This is a genomic window from Paraburkholderia caffeinilytica (assembly GCF_046030355.1).
GTDB lineage: Bacteria > Pseudomonadota > Gammaproteobacteria > Burkholderiales > Burkholderiaceae > Paraburkholderia > Paraburkholderia caffeinilytica_B.
On sequence record NZ_JAQQCQ010000006.1, the window covers coordinates 331695 to 355046 of the forward strand.

19 protein-coding genes are annotated in these 23352 nt (G+C 62.4%); 9 read left to right on the plus strand and 10 right to left on the minus strand.

The window, feature by feature from the left end; genetic code table 11:
* Positions 1 to 105: 105 nt before the first annotated feature.
* Together PQQ95_RS12760 and argF are read right to left on the minus strand one after the other, a co-directional pair.
* Positions 106 to 1332 (minus strand): argininosuccinate synthase, encoded by a 1227-nt coding sequence (locus tag PQQ95_RS12760; protein WP_408437733.1) that lies wholly within the window; start codon positions 1330 to 1332, stop codon positions 106 to 108.
* Between the two features lie 250 nt (positions 1333 to 1582).
* Positions 1583 to 2512 (minus strand): ornithine carbamoyltransferase, encoded by a 930-nt coding sequence (gene argF / locus PQQ95_RS12765; RefSeq protein ID WP_408437734.1) that lies wholly within the window; start codon positions 2510 to 2512, stop codon positions 1583 to 1585.
* Positions 2513 to 2948: 436 nt separating this feature from the next.
* Here argF and PQQ95_RS12770 point away from each other — a divergent pair, with 436 nt between their 5' ends.
* On the plus strand, positions 2949 to 3296 hold the full coding sequence (locus PQQ95_RS12770; protein ID WP_408437735.1) for a DUF3579 domain-containing protein: 348 nt from the start codon (positions 2949 to 2951) through the stop codon (positions 3294 to 3296).
* Positions 3297 to 3536: 240 nt separating this feature from the next.
* Here PQQ95_RS12770 and rpsT read toward each other — a convergent pair whose 3' ends face one another.
* Entirely contained in the window at positions 3537 to 3815 is a 279-nt protein-coding gene (gene rpsT / locus PQQ95_RS12775) for a 30S ribosomal protein S20 (protein ID WP_054034306.1), read from the minus strand.
* A 578-nt stretch (positions 3816 to 4393) separates the two neighbouring features.
* On the opposite strand from rpsT, the gene murJ reads away from it, so the two are divergent.
* Complete coding sequence (gene murJ, locus PQQ95_RS12780; protein ID WP_408437736.1) at positions 4394 to 5944, plus strand: murein biosynthesis integral membrane protein MurJ; 1551 nt, start codon at positions 4394 to 4396, stop codon at positions 5942 to 5944.
* 5 nt (positions 5945 to 5949) lie between these two features.
* Complete coding sequence (locus PQQ95_RS12785) at positions 5950 to 6792, plus strand: SirB1 family protein (RefSeq protein WP_408437737.1); 843 nt, start codon at positions 5950 to 5952, stop codon at positions 6790 to 6792.
* A 113-nt stretch (positions 6793 to 6905) separates the two neighbouring features.
* On the opposite strand, the gene PQQ95_RS12790 is transcribed toward PQQ95_RS12785, so the two are convergent.
* The 5 genes from PQQ95_RS12790 to lpxK form a co-directional block, all read right to left on the minus strand.
* On the minus strand, positions 6906 to 7664 hold the full coding sequence (locus tag PQQ95_RS12790) for a 3-hydroxyacyl-CoA dehydrogenase (RefSeq protein ID WP_408437738.1): 759 nt from the start codon (positions 7662 to 7664) through the stop codon (positions 6906 to 6908).
* A gap of 278 nt (positions 7665 to 7942) precedes the next feature.
* Positions 7943 to 8608: an adenylate kinase gene (adk, locus tag PQQ95_RS12795; RefSeq protein ID WP_408437739.1), complete on the minus strand. Its 666-nt coding sequence runs from the start codon at positions 8606 to 8608 to the stop codon at positions 7943 to 7945.
* Positions 8609 to 8822: 214 nt separating this feature from the next.
* Positions 8823 to 9623, minus strand: coding sequence for a 3-deoxy-manno-octulosonate cytidylyltransferase (gene kdsB / locus PQQ95_RS12800; protein WP_408437740.1), 801 nt, complete (start codon positions 9621 to 9623; stop codon positions 8823 to 8825).
* Between the two features lie 139 nt (positions 9624 to 9762).
* Positions 9763 to 9966 carry a Trm112 family protein gene (locus tag PQQ95_RS12805; protein WP_408437741.1) on the minus strand — a complete coding sequence of 68 codons (204 nt, stop codon included), beginning with the start codon at positions 9964 to 9966 and terminating at the stop codon, positions 9763 to 9765.
* On the minus strand, positions 9947 to 10963 hold the full coding sequence (gene lpxK / locus PQQ95_RS12810) for a tetraacyldisaccharide 4'-kinase (protein WP_408437742.1): 1017 nt from the start codon (positions 10961 to 10963) through the stop codon (positions 9947 to 9949). The genes PQQ95_RS12805 and lpxK overlap by 20 nt, the downstream gene beginning before the upstream one ends.
* Positions 10964 to 11541: 578 nt before the next feature.
* Here lpxK and xseA point away from each other — a divergent pair.
* From xseA to PQQ95_RS12840, 6 genes are all read left to right on the plus strand, one after another.
* Positions 11542 to 12921, plus strand: a complete 1380-nt coding sequence (xseA, locus tag PQQ95_RS12815) for an exodeoxyribonuclease VII large subunit (protein WP_408437743.1) — start codon at positions 11542 to 11544, stop codon at positions 12919 to 12921.
* 219 nt (positions 12922 to 13140) lie between these two features.
* Positions 13141 to 13719, plus strand: a complete 579-nt coding sequence (sodB, locus tag PQQ95_RS12820; protein ID WP_063497161.1) for a superoxide dismutase [Fe] — start codon at positions 13141 to 13143, stop codon at positions 13717 to 13719.
* Positions 13720 to 14422: 703 nt separating this feature from the next.
* Positions 14423 to 16882: a tetratricopeptide repeat protein gene (locus PQQ95_RS12825; protein WP_408437744.1), complete on the plus strand. Its 2460-nt coding sequence runs from the start codon at positions 14423 to 14425 to the stop codon at positions 16880 to 16882.
* Positions 16883 to 17249: 367 nt separating this feature from the next.
* Positions 17250 to 17450 carry a hypothetical protein gene (locus tag PQQ95_RS12830; protein ID WP_408437745.1) on the plus strand — a complete coding sequence of 67 codons (201 nt, stop codon included), beginning with the start codon at positions 17250 to 17252 and terminating at the stop codon, positions 17448 to 17450.
* Between the two features lie 292 nt (positions 17451 to 17742).
* Positions 17743 to 18321 carry a glycine zipper family protein gene (locus PQQ95_RS12835; RefSeq protein ID WP_408437765.1) on the plus strand — a complete coding sequence of 193 codons (579 nt, stop codon included), beginning with the start codon at positions 17743 to 17745 and terminating at the stop codon, positions 18319 to 18321.
* A gap of 335 nt (positions 18322 to 18656) precedes the next feature.
* Entirely contained in the window at positions 18657 to 20369 is a 1713-nt protein-coding gene (locus PQQ95_RS12840) for a pyrrolo-quinoline quinone (RefSeq protein WP_408437766.1), read from the plus strand.
* 272 nt (positions 20370 to 20641) lie between these two features.
* On the opposite strand, the gene PQQ95_RS12845 is transcribed toward PQQ95_RS12840, so the two are convergent.
* Entirely contained in the window at positions 20642 to 22078 is a 1437-nt protein-coding gene (locus PQQ95_RS12845; RefSeq protein WP_408437746.1) for an NYN domain-containing protein, read from the minus strand.
* A 353-nt stretch (positions 22079 to 22431) separates the two neighbouring features.
* On the minus strand, positions 22432 to 23088 hold the full coding sequence (gene clpP, locus PQQ95_RS12850) for an ATP-dependent Clp endopeptidase proteolytic subunit ClpP (protein WP_408437747.1): 657 nt from the start codon (positions 23086 to 23088) through the stop codon (positions 22432 to 22434).
* Positions 23089 to 23352 lie beyond the last annotated feature (264 nt).

Consider the following 23352-nt stretch of genomic DNA (forward strand, 5'->3'; position numbering starts at 1 on the left):
AAGACCCCCGGCGCCCTTTTTTCGCATCTGCGTTTCAGTGTCGGCTGTGCTTCTGCGCACTTAGCTTCGCTTGCGCGAAGTTAGCCTCTGCCGAAACGCCTGCTTTTAGCCGCGTTGACGACGCGCGTTTTCAGCAATCCGCATACGCAGCGCGTTCAACTTGATGAAGCCGCCAGCGTCGGCCTGGTTGTACGCACCGCCGTCGTCGTCGAACGTAGCGATCGTCTTGTCGAACAGCGTTTCCTTCGAGTCGCGCGCGACAACCGACACACTGCCCTTGTACAGCTTCACACGCACCCAGCCGTTGACCTTCTCTTGCGTGTGGTCGATCAGCACCTGGATCGCGCGGCGCTCCGGGCTCCACCAGTAGCCGTTATAAATCAGCGACGCGTAACGCGCCATCAGATCGTCTTTCAGGTGAGCCACTTCACGGTCGAGCGTGATCGACTCGATGCCGCGGTGCGCCTTCAGCATGATCGTGCCGCCCGGCGTTTCATAGCAGCCGCGCGACTTCATGCCGACGTAACGGTTTTCGACCAGATCCAGACGGCCGATGCCGTGCTTGCCGCCCAAGCGGTTCAGTTCAGTCAGCATTTCAGCCGCCGACAGACGCTTGCCGTTGATCGCGACCGGGTCGCCGTGCTCGTACTCGATATCGAGGTACTCAGCCTGATCCGGCGCCTGTTCCGGCGACACCGTCCAACGCCACATGTCGGCTTCGGCTTCGGCCTTCGGGTCTTCCAGGTGACGGCCTTCGAACGAGATGTGCAGCAGGTTCGCGTCCATCGAATACGGCGCGCCGCCTTGCTTGTGCTTCATTTCAATCGGAATGCCAGCCTTTTCGGCGTACGCGAGCAGCTTTTCGCGCGACAGCAGATCCCATTCGCGCCACGGGGCGATCACTTTGATGCCCGGTTCCAGCGCGTAGTAACCGAGTTCGAAGCGAACCTGGTCGTTGCCCTTGCCGGTTGCGCCGTGCGAGACCGCTTGCGCGCCGGTGGCGCGAGCGATTTCGATCTGACGCTTGGCGATCAGCGGACGCGCGATCGACGTGCCCAGCAGGTACTCGCCTTCATAGATCGTGTTGGCGCGGAACATGGGGAACACGTAGTCGCGCACGAATTCTTCGCGCAGGTCTTCAATGAAGATGTTGTCCTGCTTGATGCCGAGTTGCAGGGCTTTTTTGCGCGCCGGTTCCAGCTCTTCGCCCTGGCCGATGTCGGCCGTAAACGTGACGACTTCGGCGTCGTAATTGTCCTGCAACCACTTCAGGATGACGGAGGTGTCGAGGCCGCCCGAATAGGCGAGCACGACTTTCTTGATATCGCTCATGGTGAACTCGTAGCTGGAGAAAGCTGGAAAACAAGACGCGCCGGCAGTTCCGGAGCGCGGAAAACCACTATTTTGACACTAAACCGCCGTTTGCCCGCGTTTTTGGAGCAGTGCGGTGGGTGAACCGGTTCCGCGTGCAACCGCGGAGGCCGGCTCGATGCGTGGCGCTAAACGTGGATGCCTTGCCTCGTATTCAAGGCCCCGTCGCGCTTCACGCAGATGCTGCTTAAGGTGCTGAACCGCGGTTCGCTCAGTGATTGAGCTTGCCGAGCAGCAGATATTCCATCAACGCCTTCTGCACATGCAGACGATTTTCCGCTTCGTCCCACACGACGCTTTGCGGGCCGTCGATCACTTCCGCGCTGACTTCCTCGCCGCGGTGGGCGGGCAGGCAGTGCATGAACAGGGCATCGGCGTTGGCGCAGGCCATCATGTCAGCGTCGACGCACCAATCTGCAAAGGCTTTCTTGCGTGCTTCGTTTTCGGCTTCGAAGCCCATGCTGGTCCACACGTCCGTGGTCACCAGATCGGCGCCTGCGCAGGCTTCATTCGGATCGTCGAATTCCTGATAGAACGGTGTGCTTTCGGCTGCGACCATGGCGGGGTCGAGCTTGTAGCCCGGCGGCGTGGACAGGCGCAGCTTGAAGCCGAGAATCTGGGCAGCTTCGATCCAGGTGTACAGCATGTTGTTCGCGTCACCTACCCACGCCACTGTCTTGCCGCGAATTGGACCGCGATGCTCGAAGTACGTGAAGATGTCCGCCAGCACCTGGCACGGGTGATATTCGTTGGTCAGCCCATTGATCACCGGCACGCGCGAATTCTCGGCGAAACGCTCGAGGATGTCCTGGCCGAACGTGCGGATCATGATGATGTCGACCATGCGCGAGATCACTTGCGCGGCGTCTTCGATCGGCTCGCCGCGGCCGAGTTGCGTGTCGCGTGTGCTCATGAAGACGGCGTGGCCGCCCAGCTGGAAGATGCCGGCTTCGAACGAAAGCCGCGTGCGCGTCGAGTTTTTCTCGAAGATCATCGCCAGCGTGCGGTCGTGCAGCGGGTGGTAAGTCTCGTAGTTCTTGAACTTGCGTTTGAGAATGCGCGCGCGTTCCAGCACGTACTCGTAGTCTTCCAGCGAGAAATCCTTGAACTGCAGATAGTGGCGAATTTTCTTGGCGGTCATGAAACAAATACGGCGGTCTCACCCGGCAGGATTGCCGGACGGCGCCGCCGTCGTTTGTGGTAACTCAATGCAGCATAAAGGATTTCGCCCCGTTTGACGAGTCGGGTAAAAGGCTGGATAAGCTGGCTGAAAGCCTTTTGCAACCCTCAAACGGGTCTTGTGTGCGCTGCGGAAAAAGGCCCGCTGCGCTATAATCTACCGGTTATCCCTAAGCCCAGCAGGCCGGTATTTCGCTTGCGGGACACGGCTCGCGCGCTCCGGAAAGTTTCCTCGCGGTGCGCCGTCATGATGAGCGCCGAGGCGGCTTATCCGGCCCTTCGCGGTGTCTGGCGGCGCAGCTCGCCAATCCGGCGTGGTCACGTGTTCAGGCATCCCAAAGCCGCTTTGCAGCCAGCTTTGCCGTTATCCCGCTGGGCAGTCACACAGGTATTCCTACATGGCCGAAGCAGCTCCAACCGAATATTTTATTCAAGGCATCACGTCGACCGGAAAAAAGTTTCGGCCGAGTGACTGGTCGGAGCGGCTCGCAGGCGTAATGGCATGCTTCGGTCCCAGCCCGGGTGGCAGGGGGCCGAATGCTTATCTGCAATATTCGTTGTACGTGCGGCCCACCATGATCGGCGACCTCAAATGCGTGATTCTCGATTCGCGCCTGCGCGACATCGAACCGATGGCATTCGATTTCGTCCTGAACTTCGCGAAAGACAATGACCTCGTTGTGACCGAGGCGTGTGAGTTGCAGCTTGAGCACGCCGCGCCGCAAGAGAAAAGGCACGTGATCTGACGCGAGTCTGCCGGATCGTTAAAAGCAAAAACCCGCCAGTGGCGGGTTTTTTTACGCCTGAAGCAGCAGCTTCAAGGCGGGCAGCTCAAATGCGGTGGCTTCGATGTGCAGTCAACTGACTCGCGAACAGGCGTGAATCAGTATTTGGCTCGGTCGATGCCAAGCAAAAAAGCCCGCCGAAGCGAGCCTTTCTGTTGCAGCGGAAACAGGAGGTAGCCCACCGAAGCGGGCTGACCGGATTTACTGCGCTGCGGGCGCTTGCAGACCCTTGAGGGCTGCAGCGAGACGGCTCTTGTTGCGAGCTGCCTTGTTCTTGTGAACGATTTTCTTGTCGGCGATGATGTCGATGGTCTTCGACGATGCCTGGAAGATCTCGACGGCCTTAGCCTTGTCGCCGGCTTCGATTGCCTTGCGGACAGCCTTGATAGCCGTGCGGAACTTCGAGCGCAGTGCCGAGTTGTGCGAGTTTGCCTTGGCGGCCTGGCGGGCGCGCTTGCGTGCTTGTGCGGAGTTAGCCATGACGGTTCCTTATCCTGTTCCTGTTTCCAGTACCTGACCTTCAAGTGGTGAGGTGCTGCTTTTAGATCGAACTCTTGGAAGCGATTGCCCAAGAGCGCAAAAGTGTCGAAATTAATCCGAAAATAATTCGAAGAATCGATCGGACTACGCGAAGGCGGGCCCGTGTTCCGGTGTTTTTCGAGGCTGGTAGGCGCTTCTGGTACGGCTTGAGCGATGCTCGTGCCCACGTACCGTGGCGTGCCTGAACCCCGTCCGAAAACTGAGCGAGCTTCGAAACCGGCGATTATAGCAACAAAATCAGGCACGTGGCAACGGGGAATCGCCAATCCCGATGTGCCGGCCTGTTGCGCGAGCCCCAGGATTCTGTAGGTCTCAACAGGCCAAGCGTGGGGCGCAGCGGCCGGATGGGTGTCCGTGCAACGGGCGAGCGGGGCGGCGGGTTGTGGCCGCAACACGTGCGGCAAGCAATAAAAACCGGCCTGATCCGCTCATCCGAACGAACGTCTGCGGCACAAATCGGTCCGATTCGCGTTCCGGCTCGTCGTCCGCACCTGCGGCACCCGTATAATAAGCGCCCCATGAATCTATTCCGAGCCCTGCTGACGGTCAGCGGCTTCACGCTGCTGTCGCGCGTGACCGGACTGGCCCGCGAAACGCTGATCGCCCGTGCGTTCGGTGCCAGTCAATATACTGACGCGTTTTACGTCGCCTTCCGCATTCCGAATCTCCTGCGCCGCATTTCCGCCGAGGGTGCGTTCTCGCAGGCCTTCGTGCCGATTCTCGCCGAGTTCAAGAACCAGCAAGGACACGACGCCACCAAGGCGCTCGTCGATGCCACCTCGACCGTGCTTGCCTGGGCGCTCGCCGTTCTCTCGCTGATCGGCGTGGTGGGAGCGTCGGGCGTGGTGTTCATCGTCGCGTCAGGACTCGCGCATGAAGGCCAGGCGTATGCGCTCGCGGTCACCATGACGCGCATCATGTTCCCGTACATCATTTTCATCTCGCTGACGTCGCTGGCGTCGGGCGTGTTGAATACGTACAAGAACTTTTCGCTGCCCGCGTTCGCGCCGGTTCTGCTGAACGTTGCCTTCATCGTCGCGGCGGTGTTCGTCGCGCCGCGCCTGCAAACACCGGTCTACGCGCTGGCGTGGGCGGTGATCGCCGGCGGCGTGCTGCAATTCGTCGTGCAACTGCCGGGTCTGAAGAAGATCGACATGCTGCCGCGCATCGGCCTGAATCCGCTGAAAGCGCTCGCGCATCGCGGCGTGAAGCGGGTGCTGTCGAAAATGGTGCCGGCGATGTTTGCCGTCTCTGTCGCGCAGATCAGCCTGATCATCAACACGAATATTGCGTCGCGCATCGGCCCGGGCGCCGTCTCCTGGATCAACTACGCCGACCGGCTGATGGAATTTCCGACCGCGCTGCTCGGCGTCGCGCTCGGCACGATCCTGCTGCCCAGCCTCTCGAAGGCGCACGTGGACGCCGATCCGCACGAATATTCGTCGCTGCTCGACTGGGGGCTGCGCGTCACCTTCCTGCTGGCCGCCCCGAGCGCCGTCGCGCTGTTCTTCTTCGCCCAGCCGCTCACCGCGACGCTGTTCCACTACGGCAAGTTCGACGGCAACTCGGTGGTGATGGTTGGCCGTGCGCTATCCGCGTACGGCATCGGCCTGATCGGCCTGATTCTCATCAAGATCCTCGCGCCCGGTTTTTACGCGAAACAGGACATCAAGACACCGGTGAAGATCGGCATCGGCGTGTTGATCGTCACGCAATTGAGCAACTATCTGTTCGTGCCGATCTTCGCGCATGCGGGTCTCACATTGAGCGTCGGGCTCGGCGCGTGCGTGAACGCGCTGTTCCTGTTCCTCGGCCTGCGCAAGCGCGGCATCTATATGCCGTCGAGCGGCTGGCTGAAATTCTTCGTGCAATTGTTCGGCGCCTGTCTGGTGCTGGCCGGCACGATGCATTGGCTCGCGATCAGCTTCGACTGGATCGGCATGCATAACCGGCCGGTCGACCGCATCGTGTTGCTGGGGGCGTGCCTCGTGCTGTTCGCCGCGCTATATTTCGGTATGCTTTGGCTGATGGGCTTCAAGTACGCGTATTTCAAAAGGCGAGTGAAGTGATCACGATGACGCGAGTTCTCGACTATTTCAGTACGCTGGTTGCCGATGATGACAGCCTGCCGCTGACCGAGGCGGCGCTCTCGCTCGCGCAGGACGCTTATCCCGATCTCGATTTGCAAGGCACGCTGGCGGAGATCGACGAGCTGGTTTTGCGTTTGCAGCGCCGTATGCCAGACGATGCCGATATCCGGCAGAAGGTCGGCATTCTGAACCGGTTTTTCTTCCGCGAGCTGGGTTTCGCCAGCAATCTCAACGATTATTACGATCCCGACAACAGCCATCTGAATGCGGTGCTCAAGCGGCGCCGCGGTATTCCGATTTCGCTGGCGGTGCTGTATCTGGAAATGGCCGAGCAGATCGGCATTCCAGTGCGCGGCGTGTCGTTTCCGGGGCACTTCCTGTTGCGCGTGACCACACCGGACGGCGATGTCATGCTCGATCCGACCAGCGGCCATTCGCTTTCCGAATCGCAGATGGTGGACATGCTGGAGCCCTATGTGGCGTCGGCGGGCGAGTCGGTGAGCAGGGCGTTGCGGATGTTGCTGCAACCGGCCACGCGCCGCGAGATCATCGCGCGTATGCTGCGCAATCTGAAGTCCACTTATCTTCAGACGGAACGCTGGCAGCGTCTGCTGGCGGTGCAGCAGCGTCTCGTGATCCTGCTGCCGGACAGTATCGAGGAAGTGCGCGATCGCGGTTTCGCCTATGCGCGGCTCGACTATCTGCGCCCGGCGCTCGAGGATCTCGAACGCTATCTCGGCGACCGGCCGGATGCGGAGGACGCGACGGTGGTGGAGTCGCAGTTGCATGAACTGCGTCAACGCACCCAGTACGATGACCGCGATTAAGCGCCGCTTGCCGGCCTACCGATCAAAAACGAAACGCCTGCACATGAATCATGTGCAGGCGTTTTTCATTGGCCATTGGCACGGCCGCGTAAAGCGGCGCGCCGGGCGAATCCTTACTTCGGCTGCATGCGGATCGCGCCGTCCAGACGAATCACTTCGCCGTTGAGCATCGGATTGTCGAAGATCTGCTTGGCCAGCATCGCGTACTCGGCCGGTTTGCCGAGGCGCGGTGGGAACGGGACCATGGCGCCGAGCGCGTCCTGCACTTCCTGCGGCATGCCGAGCAGCATCGGGGTTTCGAAAATGCCCGGTGCGATGGTCATCACGCGGATCGCGTTGCGCGACAGGTCGCGTGCGATCGGCAGCGTCATGCCGACCACGCCGCCTTTGGACGCTGCATAGGCGGCCTGGCCAATCTGGCCGTCATACGCGGCCACCGATGCCGTGTTGACGATCACGCCCCGTTCGCCATTCGCATTCGGTTCGTTCTTCGACATGGCCGCGGCAGCGAGCCGGATCATATTGAAGGTGCCGATCAGATTGATGGAGATGGTGCGCGCGAACGAATCGAGCGGATGCGGACCGTCCTTGCCGACCGTCTTGACGGCGGGCGCAATCCCCGCGCAATTGATGAGGCCGCGCAGTGTGCCGAGCTTTGTGGCGGCCTCGACTGCTTGCGTGGCATCGTCTTCCCGGCTCACGTCGCACTTGACGAACACGCCGCCGAGTTCCTTCGCGAGCGCAACACCTGCGTCCACATTCAGATCGGCGAGCACCACCTTGCCGCCGTTTTCGACGAAAAGGCGCGCTGTGGCTGCGCCAAGGCCCGATGCACCGCCGGTGATCAGGAATACGTTGTCTCGAATCTCCATGTCTTCTCCTTTGCTTCAGTTCAGTAATGTCTCGATCGAATATCTTTTCGATGATCGATTGTAACGGCTATGCTGCAATGCGGAAAGCGAGCCGGGCAGCGGCGGCTCGGACGGGGAGCCTGCCGAAGATCCGTCGCACTGCCGAACTGCCAGGGATGGCTAATTAATGCTGGCCATGGCGGACAACGCAGACCAGAAGAGAGCGCTTATCCGCGGTGCGCAATAAAAAACCCGCCGGCATGGGCGGGTTTTTTGAGCAACAAAACACAGAAGCGAGCTTACTTCAACGCGTCGAACGCCCGGTTGCGAATTTCGTCGACCGAGCCGAGGCCCGAAATGCGGCGATATTGCGGGGCCTTCAGTGAGGTCGTTGCGTCGCCGTTTTGCGCCCAGTCGTTGTAGTACTCGATCAGCGGCTTGGTTTGCGCAACATACACGTCGAGGCGCTTCTTGACGGTTTCTTCCTTGTCGTCGTCACGCTGGATCAGCGGTTCGCCGGTCACGTCATCCACACCTTCAACCTTCGGCGGGTTGAACTTGACGTGGTACGTACGGCCCGACGAGGCGTGCGAACGGCGGCCGCTCATACGCACGATGATCTCGTCGAACGGTACGTCGATTTCCAGCACGTAGTCGATCGCCACGCCCGCCTGCTTCATGGCTTCCGCTTGCGGAATGGTGCGCGGAAAACCGTCGAACAGATAACCGTTCGCGCAATCCGGCTGCTGCAGGCGTTCCTTCACCAGGTTGATGATCAGCTCGTCCGTGACCAGCTCGCCGGCATCCATGAAGCGCTTGGCTTCCAGGCCGAGCGGCGTACCCGCTTTGACGGCCGCGCGCAGCATGTCACCGGTGGAAATTTGCGGAATGCCGAACTTTTCCTTGATGAAGGTGGCCTGAGTGCCCTTGCCCGCGCCGGGCGCACCCAAAAGGATCAAACGCATGTGATATCTCCAGATCTATGTGAATTCTTGGGTGATGCTGCAGCCATCCCGCGATTCGTCGAGGGACCCGCATCAGCTGCCGTTTCACGTCTCGCGCAGCACGTCGACAACGACGGCGCTGCAAGACCATGACGGCGCGACCGGGGCAAACCCTGACTCTCGCGTTTAACGGGAGGCGCGCACAACCGTCCGATTATGCCATGGGTTTTTACGCTCAAGACCCGAATAAAGCCTGTACGCGCGCGAGATCGGCCGCCGTGTCGACGCCGGGCAGCGGTGCATTCTCCGTCACGAGCACCGCGATTCGCTCGCCGTGCCACATGGCGCGCAGTTGTTCGAGCGCTTCGACCTGCTCGATCGGCGAGATCGCGAGATTCGGATACGAGCGCAGGAACTGGGCGCGATATGCGTACAGGCCGATATGCCGGTAGACGACTGCGGGCGCCGGTGGCGCGGGCATCGACGCCACCTCGGGCCAATGCGGCTGATACGCGTCGCGTGCCCACGGAATCGGCGCGCGCGAAAAGTACAGCGCGACGCCGCGCGCGTCGAGCACGACCTTGACGACGTTCGGATTGAAAATTTCGGCGGGGTCGGTGATCGGATGCGCGGCGGTGGCGATCGCGCACCCGTGGCTCGACGCCAGGTGCGATGCCACGCCGCACACGAGCGCCGGGTCGATCAGCGGCTCGTCGCCCTGAACGTTCACCACGATCGTCTCGTCGCTCCAGCCGAATTGCGCGGCCACTTCCGCGAGACGGTCGGTGCCCGACGGATGATCGGCGCGCGTCAGCACGGCTTCGAAGCCGTGCTCGCGGGCCACGTCCAGCACCGCTTGCGCGTCGGAGGCGATCAGCACCTGCTGCGCGCCCGATTCGCGCGCGCGTTCGGCGACCCGCACCACCATCGGCTTACCGCCGATGTCGGCGAGCGGCTTGTTGGGCAGGCGCGTCGAGGCGAGCCGGGCTGGCACGACGGCGATGAACGGGGGAGTGGTGGCGTTAGCGTTGGTCATCGGAAGAACGGGCGGCGATGAAACCGGATGAAAGCGCCCGCAAGTGCACCGCGGGCGCTAAAGGGAAAGACGGCAATTGCGGAACAGACACGCGGACAGGGTGCGTAGAACGCACCGTCTCGCGTTGGGCAACGCTGACTCAGGCGACGGAGCCCGGATTCAGGTCGACCGGCGTGCCTTCCACGGTCTGCCGTGCTTCGTCGACCAGCATCACGGGAATGCCGTCGCGGATCGGATAGGCCAGTTTGTCTGCGTTGCAGATCAGTTCCTGCGCCGAACGGTCGTAGATGAGCGGGCCCTTGCAGATCGGGCAGACGAGAATTTCAAGCAGGCGAGCGTCCACGGACTTTCTCCACAACTAATGCAATGAGGCGGTGATCGAGCGCGGCTTCGACCGGGACAACCCAGATGCGCGCGTCGTGCCAGGACCCTAATTTTACCGCATCCTTTTCGGTTATCAGGATGGCGTCCGCGTCGACGTCCGCAAAAGGATTGCGTTCGAACGCGTAGTGATCCGGCAACGCGCGGGTGGCGGGCGTGAGGCCGGCCGCGCGCAGCGTGGCGAAAAAACGCTCCGGGGCGCCGATGCCGGCGGCGGCCAGCACGCGATCGCCGCTGAACTGGGCCAGCGGACGGCGCAGACCGGGGTTGTCGAGATGCCAGGCGTCGGCGGGCGCGAGTTGCAGCGCGAACGTGTTCGGCCAGGGCGGCAGCGTGCGGGCGTAGGGATCGTTGATGAGCGTCGCATCGCGGCGGCGCGACAGCGGTTCGCGCAGCGGACCGGCCGGCAGCAGAAAACCATTGCCGCCGAGCCGGTGATCGAAGACCACCAGTTCGGCGTCGCGGGCGAGGCGGTAATGTTGCAAGCCGTCGTCACTGACGATCACGTCGACGTCGCGATGCGCGGCGCACAGCGCCTGCGCGGCCGCGACGCGATCCGGGCAGACCCACACCGGTGCGCCGGTGCGGCGCGCGATCAAAAGCGGTTCGTCGCCACCGACGCTGGCCGGCGACGTCGCGAGGACCGGTGTCGGGGCCTTGACGCGCGCGCCATAACCACGCGACACCACACCGGGTTTGAAGCCGGCGCCGCGCAAGGCTTCGACCAGCGCGATGACGGTGGGCGTCTTGCCGGTGCCGCCGACGGTCACGTTGCCCACCACCACCACTGGTACGCCAATGCGTACGGACTTCAGCCAGCCTAATGAGAAAGCGGCGCGGCGCGCGGCGGCGACCGCGCCGAACACACACGCAAAGGGCGTCAGCGCCCACGCCAGCGGGCTACGCTGTTGCCACTCGCGCGTGAGGCGTGCTTCGAGCCGGTTGTTCAATTCGCTCATCGGCAAGCCGCAACGATGGACGAACAAGGCCGGGACGGCGGCGTGGAAGCGCCAGGTGCAATACGCGGTGCAAGCATCAACGCGGTTCTCCGGACAATCGAAAAGTAAAGCGAAAAGGTCAGGCAGCGGCTGCATCCGATGCGTTCGCGCAGCATGTCCGCCATGAGCAGCCAGTGTGCCGTAATGGCGAGCGCCGCGGGCGAGTTCGGCATGCTGTGGAACCCGCCACTCTAGCGCGCGCAAGTCCCGCCCGGCAAGTCGCGCACCGGGCGTCGCATGGCAGGTCACCGTACCGCACGCTACTCACAGCCTGTGGATAACTTTGTGGAGAACCCGCCCGTCAACGGACCGGAAGGGCCGCGCGGAGCGCTCCGTATCGGCAATCGTTCTCTTTAATGAGATGCAAACACCATATAAATCAAGGACATGCTTCCAGCGCGTGCGGCCTGGCGGGCGATCCGGCGGCATTCGTCTAATGTCTCCCGACATGTGGACACTTTTAACAATTTGCCTGCCGCGCTGGACGCCGATGGCCACTCGGTCTATCGTCTGTCCGGCCAGTCACCGATATTCCTCGTATGAATCCCGAAAGCCCTTTCTCCTCGTCGGCTACGCCCGGCGGTGAAGTTGTCGTCCCCGTTTCCGCGCTCAACCGTGCGATTGGCACGATGCTCGAACGTTCGTTTCCGCTCGTCTGGGTGGCCGGGGAAGTGTCGAATTTCACGCGCGCCGCGAGCGGCCACTGGTATTTCTCGATCAAGGATGCCCAAGCGCAGATGCGCTGCGTGATGTTCCGCGGTCGCGCGCAATACGCTGAATTCACGCCGCGCGAAGGCGACCGCATCGAAGTGCGCGCGCTGGTGACGATGTACGAGCCGCGCGGCGAGCTGCAACTGAATGTGGAAGCGGTGCGCCGCACGGGGCAGGGGCGTCTTTACGAAGCGTTTCTCAGGTTGAAGGCGCAACTCGAAGCCGAGGGTCTTTTTGCCGCCGAACGCAAACGTGCGTTGCCGGCTCACCCGCGGGCGATCGGCATCGTGACGTCGTTGCAGGCCGCTGCATTGCGTGACGTCCTGACCACCTTGTCTCGCCGCGCGCCGCATATTCCGGTGATCGTCTATCCGGCGCCGGTGCAGGGTGTGGGTGTCAGCGCCAAACTGGCCGCGATGGTCGATGCGGCCAACGCGCGGCGCGAAGTCGACGTGTTGATCGTGTGCCGCGGCGGTGGCTCGATTGAAGATTTGTGGGCGTTCAACGAAGAAGTGCTGGCGCGCGCGATTGCCGAAAGCGCTATACCGGTGGTGAGCGGCGTAGGTCATGAAACCGATTTCACGATCGCCGACTTTGCCGCCGACGTGCGCGCGCCGACGCCCACTGGCGCCGCCGAACTCGTCAGCCCGCAGCGCGTGCTGTTGTTACGCGAGCTCGATCATCGGCACGCGACGCTCGCACGCGGCTTCGGCCGCATGATGGAGCGGCGCGCCCAGCAACTCGACTGGCTCGCGCGCCGGCTCGTGTCGCCGGCCGAGCGGCTCGCGCGGCAGCGCACGCATTTGCAGCAATTGAGCGTGCGGCTGGCATCGGCGGGCGCGCGTCCCGTGCGCGACGCCCGAGCACGGTTTTCTCTGCTGCAGATGCGCTGGCAGCGCTGGCGCCCGGATCTCGCCGCGCATCAGGCGAAGCTCGACACGCTCTCGCAGCGCCTGGGCGCTGCATTGTTACGCCAGCATGAACGTCAGTCCGCGCGAATCGACACGCTGGCCGCCCGGCTCGAGGTGTTGAGTCCGCAGCGCACGCTGGAGCGGGGTTATGCTGCCGTGCTCGACGCGCAGAGCGGCCGCGCGGTGCGTGCGCCGTCGTCGTTGAAGCCGGGGCGGCGCCTCACGGTGCATCTCGCCGAAGGGGCGGCGGACATTGCGATCGCCGATGTACAACCGCGCCTGACCGACGGTTTCTGACACGTCACCGACAGCACGCAAAAGCGCACTTTTGTCCTCCGCATGGGCCTGGCACGGCCCATGCGAAAGCACTAATTACGCTATGTGTGCGGCATGTTCGCCGATGCCGGACATAAAGTCCGTTGGTTTGCGGGGTTATTCCAACTCGCCTACAATCGAGTGCTCTAAAGCGTTATCCGCAGACTCCCCCACAACAGATACAGACACAAGGAAAGCACCATGGAACATACGCTCCCGCCGCTGCCGTTTGCAAAAAATGCACTCGTTCCGAACATGTCGGAAGAGACGCTCGAGTATCACTACGGCAAGCACCATCAGACCTATGTGACCAACCTGAACAATCTGATCAAGGGCACGGAGTTCGAGAATCTGTCGCTCGAAGAGATCGTCAAGAAGGCATCGGGCGGTATTTTCAACAACGCCGCTCAGGTGTGGAACCACACGTTCTTCTGGAACAGCCTGTCGCCGCAAGGTGGCGGCGCACCGACCGGCGCGCTGGCTGACGCGATCAACGCCAAGTGGGGTTCGTTCGACAAGTTCAAGGAAGAATTCGCCAAGACCGCAGTCGGCACGTTCGGCTCGGGCTGGGCATGGCTCGTGAAGAAGGCCGACGGTTCGCTCGACCTGGTGTCGACGAGCAACGCAGCTACGCCGCTGACCACGGACGCAAAGGCACTGCTGACGATCGACGTGTGGGAACACGCGTACTACATCGACTACCGCAATGCACGTCCGAAGTTCGTTGAAGCGTACTGGAACATCGTCAATTGGGAATTCGCGTCGAAGAATTTCGCGTGAGATTGCGGGTTGTAGTGTGACGAGATAGTTCGGATTTCCAACCAAGTTGGAAATCCGAATGGATCGTTGCAGTGCAGTCTGGAAATGGTAGTAAAACAGAAAGCCCTCCTTCGTGAGGGCTTTCTGTTTTTGGTCTTCCAATGTTCGCCCATGTTGGCGACGTCATGCGCCTTCAGCAGAATGCACGGCTCGTGCATGGCAGTCGATCGATAACACTCGTCCGTTTCTGTTTCTACCCCGTCGCATTGATGCGTCAAATCTTTCGTCATTCACGCGCATTGTTACTTACGGGTTACTGGATATTTCTTGCGACCGGCAAGCTTCGTCGGCGTTTCGCATTCTGGATACGGTCTTGTCGAAAGCTCCGGGTCTTGCCATCGAAAGACTCTCTCTCATCTGAATAGGGCACGGGCCGCGCTGGCTAAGCGCCGGGCGCTTGCCGTGATTGCTTACAGCCCCACACCCTGAAAGCTTCCACGATGTTCAACCGCTCGCGTGAAAGCGGCGTAACCGCCTCACCCCAAGTTTCGCGCGGTGAGTGTTGGTAAACATCGGTAAGGACTTGCTCGCTATTGTTCGCGGGCGTTCGCTCCCTTTCGCGCAGCCGCTGGCTCGCCTCGCACGAGGGCATCATCCGCTGCGATGCGGACAGCGGTCCGGGTCGAAGCGACATCGACGAAACAATAGTCCTTCGGCGGGCACGATGGAAACCACTCAGATTCTGGATCGCGCGACGGCACACCACCTCGCGGGCGAGTTCGACCCTGCCCGCGAGTTGTACGAACGGGCGCTCGCAATCAATCCCGACGACGCGAACGTGATGTTCCGCCTCGGCGTACTCGACATGCAAGGTGGCGCGTACGACGCCGCACTTGCCTGGCTCGACGGCGCATTGACTCGCGCGCCTGAAAACGCGCGATACCACTTCGTTCGGGGACAAGTGTTCGCCGCCGCCCAGCGGTTTGCCGAAGCAATCGACGCCTATCTGCAGGCATTGTCGTTCGAAGCCGGGTCCGCCGACGTACTGTTCGCATTGGCCGTGGCGCTGCAAGCGGTCGGCGAGTACGCTGCCGCGATCGAGACGTATACGTCGCTGCTGGCGCTTGAGCAAGGGCACGTCGACGCGCTCAACAACCTCGGCAACTGCTACCGGCAACAGGGCGACCCGGAGGCTGCGGAAGCCGCTTACCGCCGCGCAATCGCGGCGCTCCCCGACGACGCCAACGCACTCACGAATCTCGGCACGCTCCTTGAGGCGCATGGCCGTCTGGACGAAGCCGTGGCGCTGCTCGAGGCGGCGGCGCGCGTAGCGCCGGAATCACCCTGTGGGCTGGTGAATCTCGGCGTCGCGCTTCACCGGCGCGGTGAATTCGTACGAGCCGCCGCGGTGCTGACACACGCGCTCGAATTGGACCCCGCCTTCCCCGAAGCGGCATATAACCTGGCCATCGCACTGCACGCGCTCGGCAGGCGGAACGAAGCCGTGAGCCACTATCAGCGCGCAATCGAACAAGCGCCGACACACGCCGATGCCTACAACAATCTGGGTATCGTCCATCAGGAATCGGGATCGCGCGAGGACGCTGCGCAGGCGTTCAGCGCGGCGATCCGCCTGCGCCCCGGCTTCGTGGCCGCGCTCAACAATGCGGCGACCCTGATGCGCACGCTCGGCCGCTTCGCCGAGGCGGAATCGCATTTGCGCGACGCGCTCGCTGTCGATCCGCATCACGCCGTCACGCACAACAATCTCGGTAACGTGCTGAAGGACCAAGGGTGTCTGGAAGACGGTATCGATTGCTATCGCCGGGCGCTCACGTGCGATCCCGACAACGTTGTCGCACATAGCAATCTGGTCTACGCATTAAGCTTTCAGGCCGAGCATCCCCAACTGCTACTGGACGAATGCCGTCGATGGTCGGCGCGGCACGAGGCGCCGTATCGCGGCGCTCATGAACCGCATCCGAACGATGCGACGCCGTCCCGCCGCTTGCGCATCGGCTACGTGTCGCCGGATTTCCGCGATCACTGTCAGACGCTGTTTACGCTGCCGCTGCTGTCCCATCACGATCACGAACAGTTCGACATCTTTTGCTACGCGAGCGTCGCCCGGCCGGATGATCTGACGCAGCGCGTAGCCAGTCACGCCGACGTATGGCGCGACGTGCGCGACCTCAACGACGCGCAGCTCGCACAGATGATCCGCGACGACCGGATCGACATTCTCATCGACCTGACCATGCACATGGCGGATGGCCGTCCGCTCCTGTTTGCGCGCAAGCCCACGCCGGTGCAGATCGCGTGGCTGGCCTATCCGGGGACGACCGGCCTCGATGCGATCGACTTCCGGCTGACCGATCCGTGGCTCGACCCGCTCGGCAGCGATGCCTGGTATAGCGAAGGTTCGATCCGTCTACCTGATTCCTTCTGGTGCTATGACCCATTGACGGATACGCCTGCGGTCAATGCGTTACCCGCGCTATCGAACGGCTATCTGACGTTCGGTTGCCTGAACAACCCATGCAAGCTGAGCGACGCGACGTTCAGACTGTGGGGCGGTGTGATGCGCGAGGTGCCGGACGCCCGGCTGTTGCTCATGGCCCCCGAAGGCGCCGCGCGCGCGCGTCTGCTCGAGCGGCTCGGACATCAGGGAATCGGCGAGGAGTCCGTCTCCTTCACGTCGTTCCGGCCGCGCGCGGACTATCTGTGCACATACCGTCAGATCGATGTCGGGCTCGATACGTTTCCGTATAACGGCCATACGACGAGTCTCGACTCGTACTGGATGGGTGTGCCGGTCGTTACGCGCATCGGTGACACGCCGGTGGCGCGCGCCGGGTTGAGCCAGTTGCAGAACGTGGGTCTGCGCGAACTCGCGGCGGATAGCGACGCACAGTTTGTCGAGATAGCCGTCCAGTTGGCGCGCGATCTGCCGCGTCTGAGCGCGATGCGTGGGAGCCTGCGCGCACGACTCACGGCCTCGCCGTTGATGGACGGCGAGCGCTTTGCGCGTCATGTCGAGGCCGCTTACCGTCAGGTCTGGCTGGCGTGGTGCGATCAGGCGCAACGGCGCGCGCCGGTCAGGCGTGACAGCGCGGTTGCCGCTGGGCCCGGCAATGAGTCGTGGCTGACGACGCAAACCGCGCTGCCGGGCTTTCGTGGCTGAGCGTCAGGGTCGTCGGCGACAGTCAGTCCTACAAGGGATGATGCCGGGTAAAGTCTGCTGAGGCCGCCTTACGCGTGTTTTTCCGGCGGTTACGCAGTAATGGGGAGAAACTATTGTCAGGTCGGCGCTTGCCGGGCCACCTGAGCGTGCAAGCTTTGTCACAGTTGGTAACTGCGGCGAGGCCGGCGGACCCTGATTCGCCGCCCAATTCAGACCTGGCGCGCGCTCGATCAAGGTTGCTCAAGGTTGCGTTGACGCAGCCCCGGTCGCATCGGAATCCGCCGCCATTTGCCGATGCCGATGGCCCCGCCCGCCGCCACCGGGCGATACCGAACTCGCAGGCGCGGCCGGCGGTGGCGGGTGATTGATGTACTGGAAATTCTGCGCGATCGAGGCGCTGGGAAATGTCGTTGTCGACGGTTCCATCGCACCGCTCGGGAAGGTGGTGTTCGACTGCGCGAAAACGGGCGACATGCAGGCTGCGGAAGCCGCCGCCACTACGAAAACAAGCCGGTTCATCGAGGCATCCTCTGTTTCATTGACTGTGTCGACTGGGCGCGATGCGTGAGCGCACGCCCAGTCAGGCTGCCTGGGCGTGCCAGGCGCCGCGCCGTTCGGCGGCTGGCTTGACCCACATCGGCGCAAGCCAGTTTAGGTCGCGCGATGCAAAAACAGATTGCGGCTTCGCTTACAAGCGTTACCCGATATGACGTGGCTGCGTGCGCATTGCAGGCTGCGATACCAGGCCGCGCAGACGCGGGCGAGAATGTAAGCGAAAAACTTTCTGTAACGATCTCGTAACCAAGGACGATACCGATTGGCATAACGTTTGAATTCCAATGTCTCTGAAGCGCACGAACATGATCTCCAGCACCAAGTCGATAAGCTTTGCCATACCGGCCGCCGTCGTCGCGCTCGCGCTCGGCGGTTGCGCGGTCATGCCGCCGAGCGGTCCGAGCGTGGTCGCGCTGCCGCGCAGTGGCGAGCCGCTCGGGCAGTTCCAGCAGGACGACTATGCATGCCGCGACTACGCGAACCGCTCGACGGACCCGAACGCGGCCGCCCAGGCGGCTACCACGAACAGCGTGAACAGTGCGGCGCTGGGCACGCTCGGCGGCGCGGCTGTCGGTGCATTGATCGGTGCGGCGGCGGGCAATGCCGGCGCGGGCGCGGCGATCGGTGCGGGTAGCGGGTTGCTGATCGGCGGTGCGAACGGGGCGAATGGCGCGCAGTATTCCGCAGCAGGTCTGCAAGCACGTTACGACGCTGCCTACGCGCAGTGCATGACCTCGAAAGGCAACACGATTTCGCAGCCGCCGCAACCGGCCTACTATGCGCCGCAGCCGGCTTATTACGCACCTCAGCCGTATTACTATGCGCCGCCGCCGAGGTATGTCGCGCCGCCTCCGGTGATGTACGCGCCTTATCCGTACTACTGAGGTACTGAGGTCGATCGGACACCTCGCTTCGTCGAAACGGACCGTTTGCGCCGGGGACCGGGCAAGCTTGTTGCTGTAAAGCTTTTGTCATGTCTGGCGGAAAGATACGAAACGATGGCGGCAGGCCGCCTGGCAAAGGGCGTACGTTTGAATAGAGGGCCAAGGCCGCTGGTTGTCCGGCGGTTCTGCATAGCCCGCAAACTCCCCTTCATCCCTGCCGGCACGCGCCGTTTCTGACTCCCCCGTTTCACGCAGCCCAACGCGCGGAGTGAGCCGGACATCGTGCAAACGAGGCGACCATGCAGCGACCGCAAACCGGCACGTTCAATCCGAGGATGTGGTTCCGCGTGTGCGAATGGCTGGCGATCGCGTTCGTCGTCGCCGGCTTCCTTTCTTGTGGCGGCGGATCGGGTGGTTCATCATCGGGTACAGGTTCGACGGCCGGCAGCGGCACCACCGGCGGAGGCTCGACCAGCGGCAGTGGTGGCACGGGCGGCACCGGCTCAACCGGTTCGGGCGGCGGCACGTCGACGGGAACGGTGTCCTTCGCCACCGATGTGCTGATGCATCACAACGATCTGGCCCGTACCGGCCAGATGCTTGCGGAGACAGCGCTCACGCTCGCGAACGTCAATTCAGCGAGCTTTGGCAGCGTCGCGTTTCTCGCCGCAGACGGCAAGGTCGATGCGCAGCCGCTGTTCGTCACGAGCCTGCTGATTGGCGGCACCGCTCACGACGTGGTGTACGTCGCCACCGAACACGATAGCGTGTACGCGTATGACGCCACTACCTTCGCGCAATTGTGGAAGGTCTCGCTGGTCGGCAGCGGCGAGACATCTAGCGACGACCACGGTTGCCAGGACATCACACCGGAAATCGGCATTACGTCGACGCCGGTGATCGATCGCAATCGTGGCGCACATGGCGTGCTGTATGCCGTGGCGATGACCAAAGACGGCAGCGGTGCGTACCATCATCGGCTGCATGCGCTCGATCTGGCCACCGGTGCAGAAGTGCTCGGCGGCCCGACGGAGATTGCGGCGAGCTTCCCCGGCAACGGCGCCGGGAGCGTCAACGGCACCATCACCTTCAATCCGTCGCTGCACGCGGTGCGCTCGGCGCTCACGCTGGTCGGCGGCAACATCTATATGGGCTGGACCGCGCACTGCATGTCAGGTGCTTACACCGGCTGGTTGATGGCCTATAGCGCCGACACGTTGCAGCAGACCAGCGTGTTCGACGTCGCGCCGAACGGCAGCCAGGGATCGATCTGGATGGCCGGTTCAGGGATGGCGTCGGACGGCACCTCGATTTACGTCGTGGACGGCAACGGCACGTTCGGCACCACGCTCAACGCTCAGGGCTTTCCAGTCGACGGCGACTTCGGCAACTCATTGATGAAGCTGTCGTTAGGAAACCTGCAGGTCACCGATTACTTCGCCATGGATAACGTCGTGGCCGAGGCCAACGCCGACAACGATTTCGGCTCGGGCGGCGTGATGCTGTTGCCGGATCAGACGACCGCGGGTGGCGTCGTCAAACACCTGGCGGTGGCGGCGGGCAAGGACAATCTGATCTATGTGGTCGATCGCGACTCGATGGGTAAATTCAGTCCCACGGCGAATAATATCTGGCAGGTGTTGACCGGCACGCTCGCGGGCGGGATCTGGGGTTCGCCGGCCTATTACAGCGGCGTGGTCTATTACGGCGGCTGGAACGATAACCTGAAGGCGTTGCCGATCTCAGGTGCGTTTCTCGCGACCACCGCATCGTCGAAGAGTCCCACCACGTTTGCCTATCCCGGCGCTACACCGGCCGTGTCGGCCAACGGCTCGAGCAACGGCATCGTCTGGGTGGCGGAAAACGGCACAACGGGTGCCTTGCATGCGTATGACGCAAGCAATCTTGCACACGAGTTATACAACAGCAATCAGGCCGGTACGCGCGATCAATGGGGCGCGGGCAACAAGTTCATCACGCCGATGATCGCGCGCGGCAAAGTGTATGTGGGCGCGACGAATGGGGTGGCGGTGTTTGGTTTGCTGTAGGCGGTGCGGTCGCGGTTTCAAGGATAGCGATAGCCAACCGTCACGGGACGAAGCGAGGTGATATTGCCGATCGCGGAGCAGCAGCCGTTGAACTGCGGAGCGTGCTGACGCTATTGCCGTTTTGGCTGGATCGAGGCGCGCGGACCAAAATGGAAAAGCCCCTGTTCATGTCGAGCAGGGGCTTTTGCTTGTCACTCAGCGGATACTGCACCGCTTGCATTGCGATGGTCGGTACTGGAGCAAATCAGTACGTGGTACGCAAAGTGAGGCGCTTATTCCGCGTCGCTCGTTGCCGCCGTCTTACGCGGACGGCGGCTGCGCGGGGCGGTTTTGCGCGCAGCCTTTTTGGCGGCCACGGGCGCTTCTTCGGCGACAGACGCCACCGAAGCTTCAGCAGGCGATACGACCTCCGGTACCTCGTCGATCTTTCGCGGGGTTGCCTTCTTCGTTTTCTTCGCGGCCGTCTTGCGCGGTGCGCGTTCCTTGCGGCGCTTGGGTGGGGTGCCGCTCGGTTCCGGTGCTTCTTCGCCGGCTAATGCGGCCGGTTCAACCGCAAAGGTCTCCGGTTCTGCCCAGGCGGCTTCTGGCTGTTCGAAAACGGGCTCGTGCGCGAATGGCGCGTGCGCGTGTGTGTGCACGGCTTCCGCCTGAGGTTGTTCGTGGCCGCCATGCTCGACTGCTGCTCGCGCTTCGTGCGCGGCTTCCTGCTGGCCACGGCCGCCGGGCTTGCGATTGCCACGGCCCCTGCGGCGCGACTCGTGCTTGCCGCCCGACTCCGCGACTACGGTTTCGGCAACCTGTGTTTCAACGATCTGTTCCGCCGACTCACCCGCTTCGGCCGGTTCGTTCACATTTTCGGCACCCACATTCCCAGCCGTGCCCCGATAAACGTACGCGCCTGATTTCTCGTCGCGGCCGAATTCGAGCAGTCCGCGCGCCTGCGCTTCTTCCAGCAGATTGCCGAATGCGCGAAAACCGTAGTACGTTTCGTTGAAATCCGGCTTGCGGCGTTTGATCGCGTTCTTCAGTACCGACGCCCAGATCTTGCCGCTGTCGCCACGTTCAGACGCGAGCGCGTCGAATGTCTGCACGGCGATCTCGACCGCTTTGGTGCGGCGTTTTTCGAGGTCTTCCTTGTTACGCGACTTTTCTTCGTCGGGCGCACGTTTGGCCGTCTGCTGCGGGGTTTGTTGCGGACGCGACGACTCGCGCTTGGCGACCGTGCGCTGGCTTTCGCGCACGAGGTCGTCGTAAAAGAAGAACTCGTCGCAGTTCGCGATCAGCAGATCGGAGGTGGATTGCTGCACGCCGACGCCGATCACCTGCTTGTTGTTCTCGCGCAGCTTCGACACCAGCGGCGAAAAGTCCGAGTCGCCACTGATGATGACGAAGGTATTGACGTGCGATTTCGTGTAGCAGAGGTCGAGCGCGTCGACCACGAGCCGGATGTCGGCGGAATTCTTGCCCGATTGGCGCACGTGCGGAATCTCGATCAACTCGAAATTGGCCTCGTGCATCGCGCCTTTGAAACTCTTGTAGCGGTCCCAGTCGCAATACGCTTTCTTCACGACAATGCTGCCCTTGAGCAGCAGACGTTCGAGCACCAGCTTGATGTCGAACTTGTCGTACTTCGCGTCGCGCACGCCGAGCGCAACGTTTTCGAAGTCGCAGAATAGCGCCATGCTGACGGTTTCGTTGGATGACGCCATGAATATCTCCATTGAAGCGATCGTCGAATTCGACGAATCGCGACCATGATAGCGATTCCTGCGGCGGTGATCAGCTTTTGTGTTTCCGGCGCACCGATAGGGCGGGCGAAAAGCCGCCCGGGGCCAAGACCACGGGGATGTACGCCGGTGCGGGCACGGCGCGCCGGCTAAAAGAGGACGCGGCGTGCGTTTTGGCGGTCTCAGCGCGACGAAGGCTCAAGCGCTCAGGTGCCTAAGCACCCAGCGCCGGTGCGGCAGGAGCGCCAGCCGTCGTTGTGGGCTACGGGAGCCGCACGAAGGCATTTGCTGACATTCGACTCGTGTGAGCGCGGCGACCGCCGGACGTCTCACCCCTACATGTCACGGTGACGGCCTGGGTCGATTGGGTCGCTTAGCGCCGCGCGTGTTTCCAGCACCTCGTCGACGAGGCCATACGCCTTCGCGCCCTGGGCCGACATGAAGTTGTCGCGGTCGGTGTCGTGCTCGATCTCTTCGATGCTGCGCCCGGTGCGCTCGGCCATCATTGCGTTGAGACGTTCGCGCTGGTAAAGCACTTCTTTCGCCTGGATTTCGACGTCGGCAGCGGTGCCCTGGCTGCCGCCCGATGGCTGGTGAATCATGATGCGCGCGTTCGGCAGCGCGTACCGTTTGCCGCGCTGGCCGGCGGTCAGCAAAAACGTGCCCATGCTGGCGGCAAAGCCGGTGCATAGGGTCGACACCTCGGGCTTGATGAACTGCATCGTGTCGTAGATGGCGAGGCCGTCGTACACCGAGCCGCCCGGCGAATTGATGTAAAAGGAAATATCCTTGTCGGGATTCTCGGATTCCAGAAACAGCAATTGAGCGACGATCAGACTGGCCGACTGTTCGTTCACGGGACCGACCAGAAAAACGATGCGCTCGCGCAGCAGGCGCGAATAGATGTCGTAGGCACGCTCGCCGCGGCCGGACTGTTCGATCACGGTGGGCACGAGGCCCAGGCCGGTGATGGAGGGATAGCTGGAATGCATGGTTGCCTCGTTTCAGGCGGCGCGTTGCAGGTTGCCGGCAGCCGGTAGAGATGGCCGATTCGACGATGCGTGCGCCGGTTGCGCGGGTTGTTGTCCTTATGACGAGGGGAAGGGCAGCGGCGTGACAGGAATATTTTTTCGTCGGGCTGTCACATCGGCGCAGGCCCGAACGTCAAGCTGAAAGAGATGTAGATTGCAGCGCACGCCAGGACAATGTCGCGGGCAGCAGGCAGCAGGCAGCAGGCAGCAGGCAGCAGGCAGCAG

Excerpts from the sequence above, each read along its gene's own strand:
- PQQ95_RS12760 (WP_408437733.1), bottom strand. The coding sequence starts at position 1,332 with ATGAGCGATATCAAGAAAGTCGTGCTCGCCTATTCGGGCGGCCTCGAC.
- argF (WP_408437734.1), bottom strand. The coding sequence starts at position 2,512 with ATGACCGCCAAGAAAATTCGCCACTATCTGCAGTTCAAGGATTTCTCG.
- PQQ95_RS12770 (WP_408437735.1), top strand. The coding sequence starts at position 2,949 with ATGGCCGAAGCAGCTCCAACCGAATATTTTATTCAAGGCATCACGTCG.
- rpsT (WP_054034306.1), bottom strand. The coding sequence starts at position 3,815 with ATGGCTAACTCCGCACAAGCACGCAAGCGCGCCCGCCAGGCCGCCAAG.
- murJ (WP_408437736.1), top strand. The coding sequence starts at position 4,394 with ATGAATCTATTCCGAGCCCTGCTGACGGTCAGCGGCTTCACGCTGCTG.
- PQQ95_RS12785 (WP_408437737.1), top strand. The coding sequence starts at position 5,950 with ATGACGCGAGTTCTCGACTATTTCAGTACGCTGGTTGCCGATGATGAC.
- PQQ95_RS12790 (WP_408437738.1), bottom strand. The coding sequence starts at position 7,664 with ATGGAGATTCGAGACAACGTATTCCTGATCACCGGCGGTGCATCGGGC.
- adk (WP_408437739.1), bottom strand. The coding sequence starts at position 8,608 with ATGCGTTTGATCCTTTTGGGTGCGCCCGGCGCGGGCAAGGGCACTCAG.
- kdsB (WP_408437740.1), bottom strand. The coding sequence starts at position 9,623 with ATGACCAACGCTAACGCCACCACTCCCCCGTTCATCGCCGTCGTGCCA.
- lpxK (WP_408437742.1), bottom strand. The coding sequence starts at position 10,963 with ATGAGCGAATTGAACAACCGGCTCGAAGCACGCCTCACGCGCGAGTGG.
- xseA (WP_408437743.1), top strand. The coding sequence starts at position 11,542 with ATGAATCCCGAAAGCCCTTTCTCCTCGTCGGCTACGCCCGGCGGTGAA.
- sodB (WP_063497161.1), top strand. The coding sequence starts at position 13,141 with ATGGAACATACGCTCCCGCCGCTGCCGTTTGCAAAAAATGCACTCGTT.
- PQQ95_RS12825 (WP_408437744.1), top strand. The coding sequence starts at position 14,423 with ATGGAAACCACTCAGATTCTGGATCGCGCGACGGCACACCACCTCGCG.
- PQQ95_RS12830 (WP_408437745.1), top strand. The coding sequence starts at position 17,250 with ATGTACTGGAAATTCTGCGCGATCGAGGCGCTGGGAAATGTCGTTGTC.
- PQQ95_RS12835 (WP_408437765.1), top strand. The coding sequence starts at position 17,743 with ATGATCTCCAGCACCAAGTCGATAAGCTTTGCCATACCGGCCGCCGTC.
- PQQ95_RS12840 (WP_408437766.1), top strand. The coding sequence starts at position 18,657 with ATGTGGTTCCGCGTGTGCGAATGGCTGGCGATCGCGTTCGTCGTCGCC.
- PQQ95_RS12845 (WP_408437746.1), bottom strand. The coding sequence starts at position 22,078 with ATGGCGTCATCCAACGAAACCGTCAGCATGGCGCTATTCTGCGACTTC.
- clpP (WP_408437747.1), bottom strand. The coding sequence starts at position 23,088 with ATGCATTCCAGCTATCCCTCCATCACCGGCCTGGGCCTCGTGCCCACC.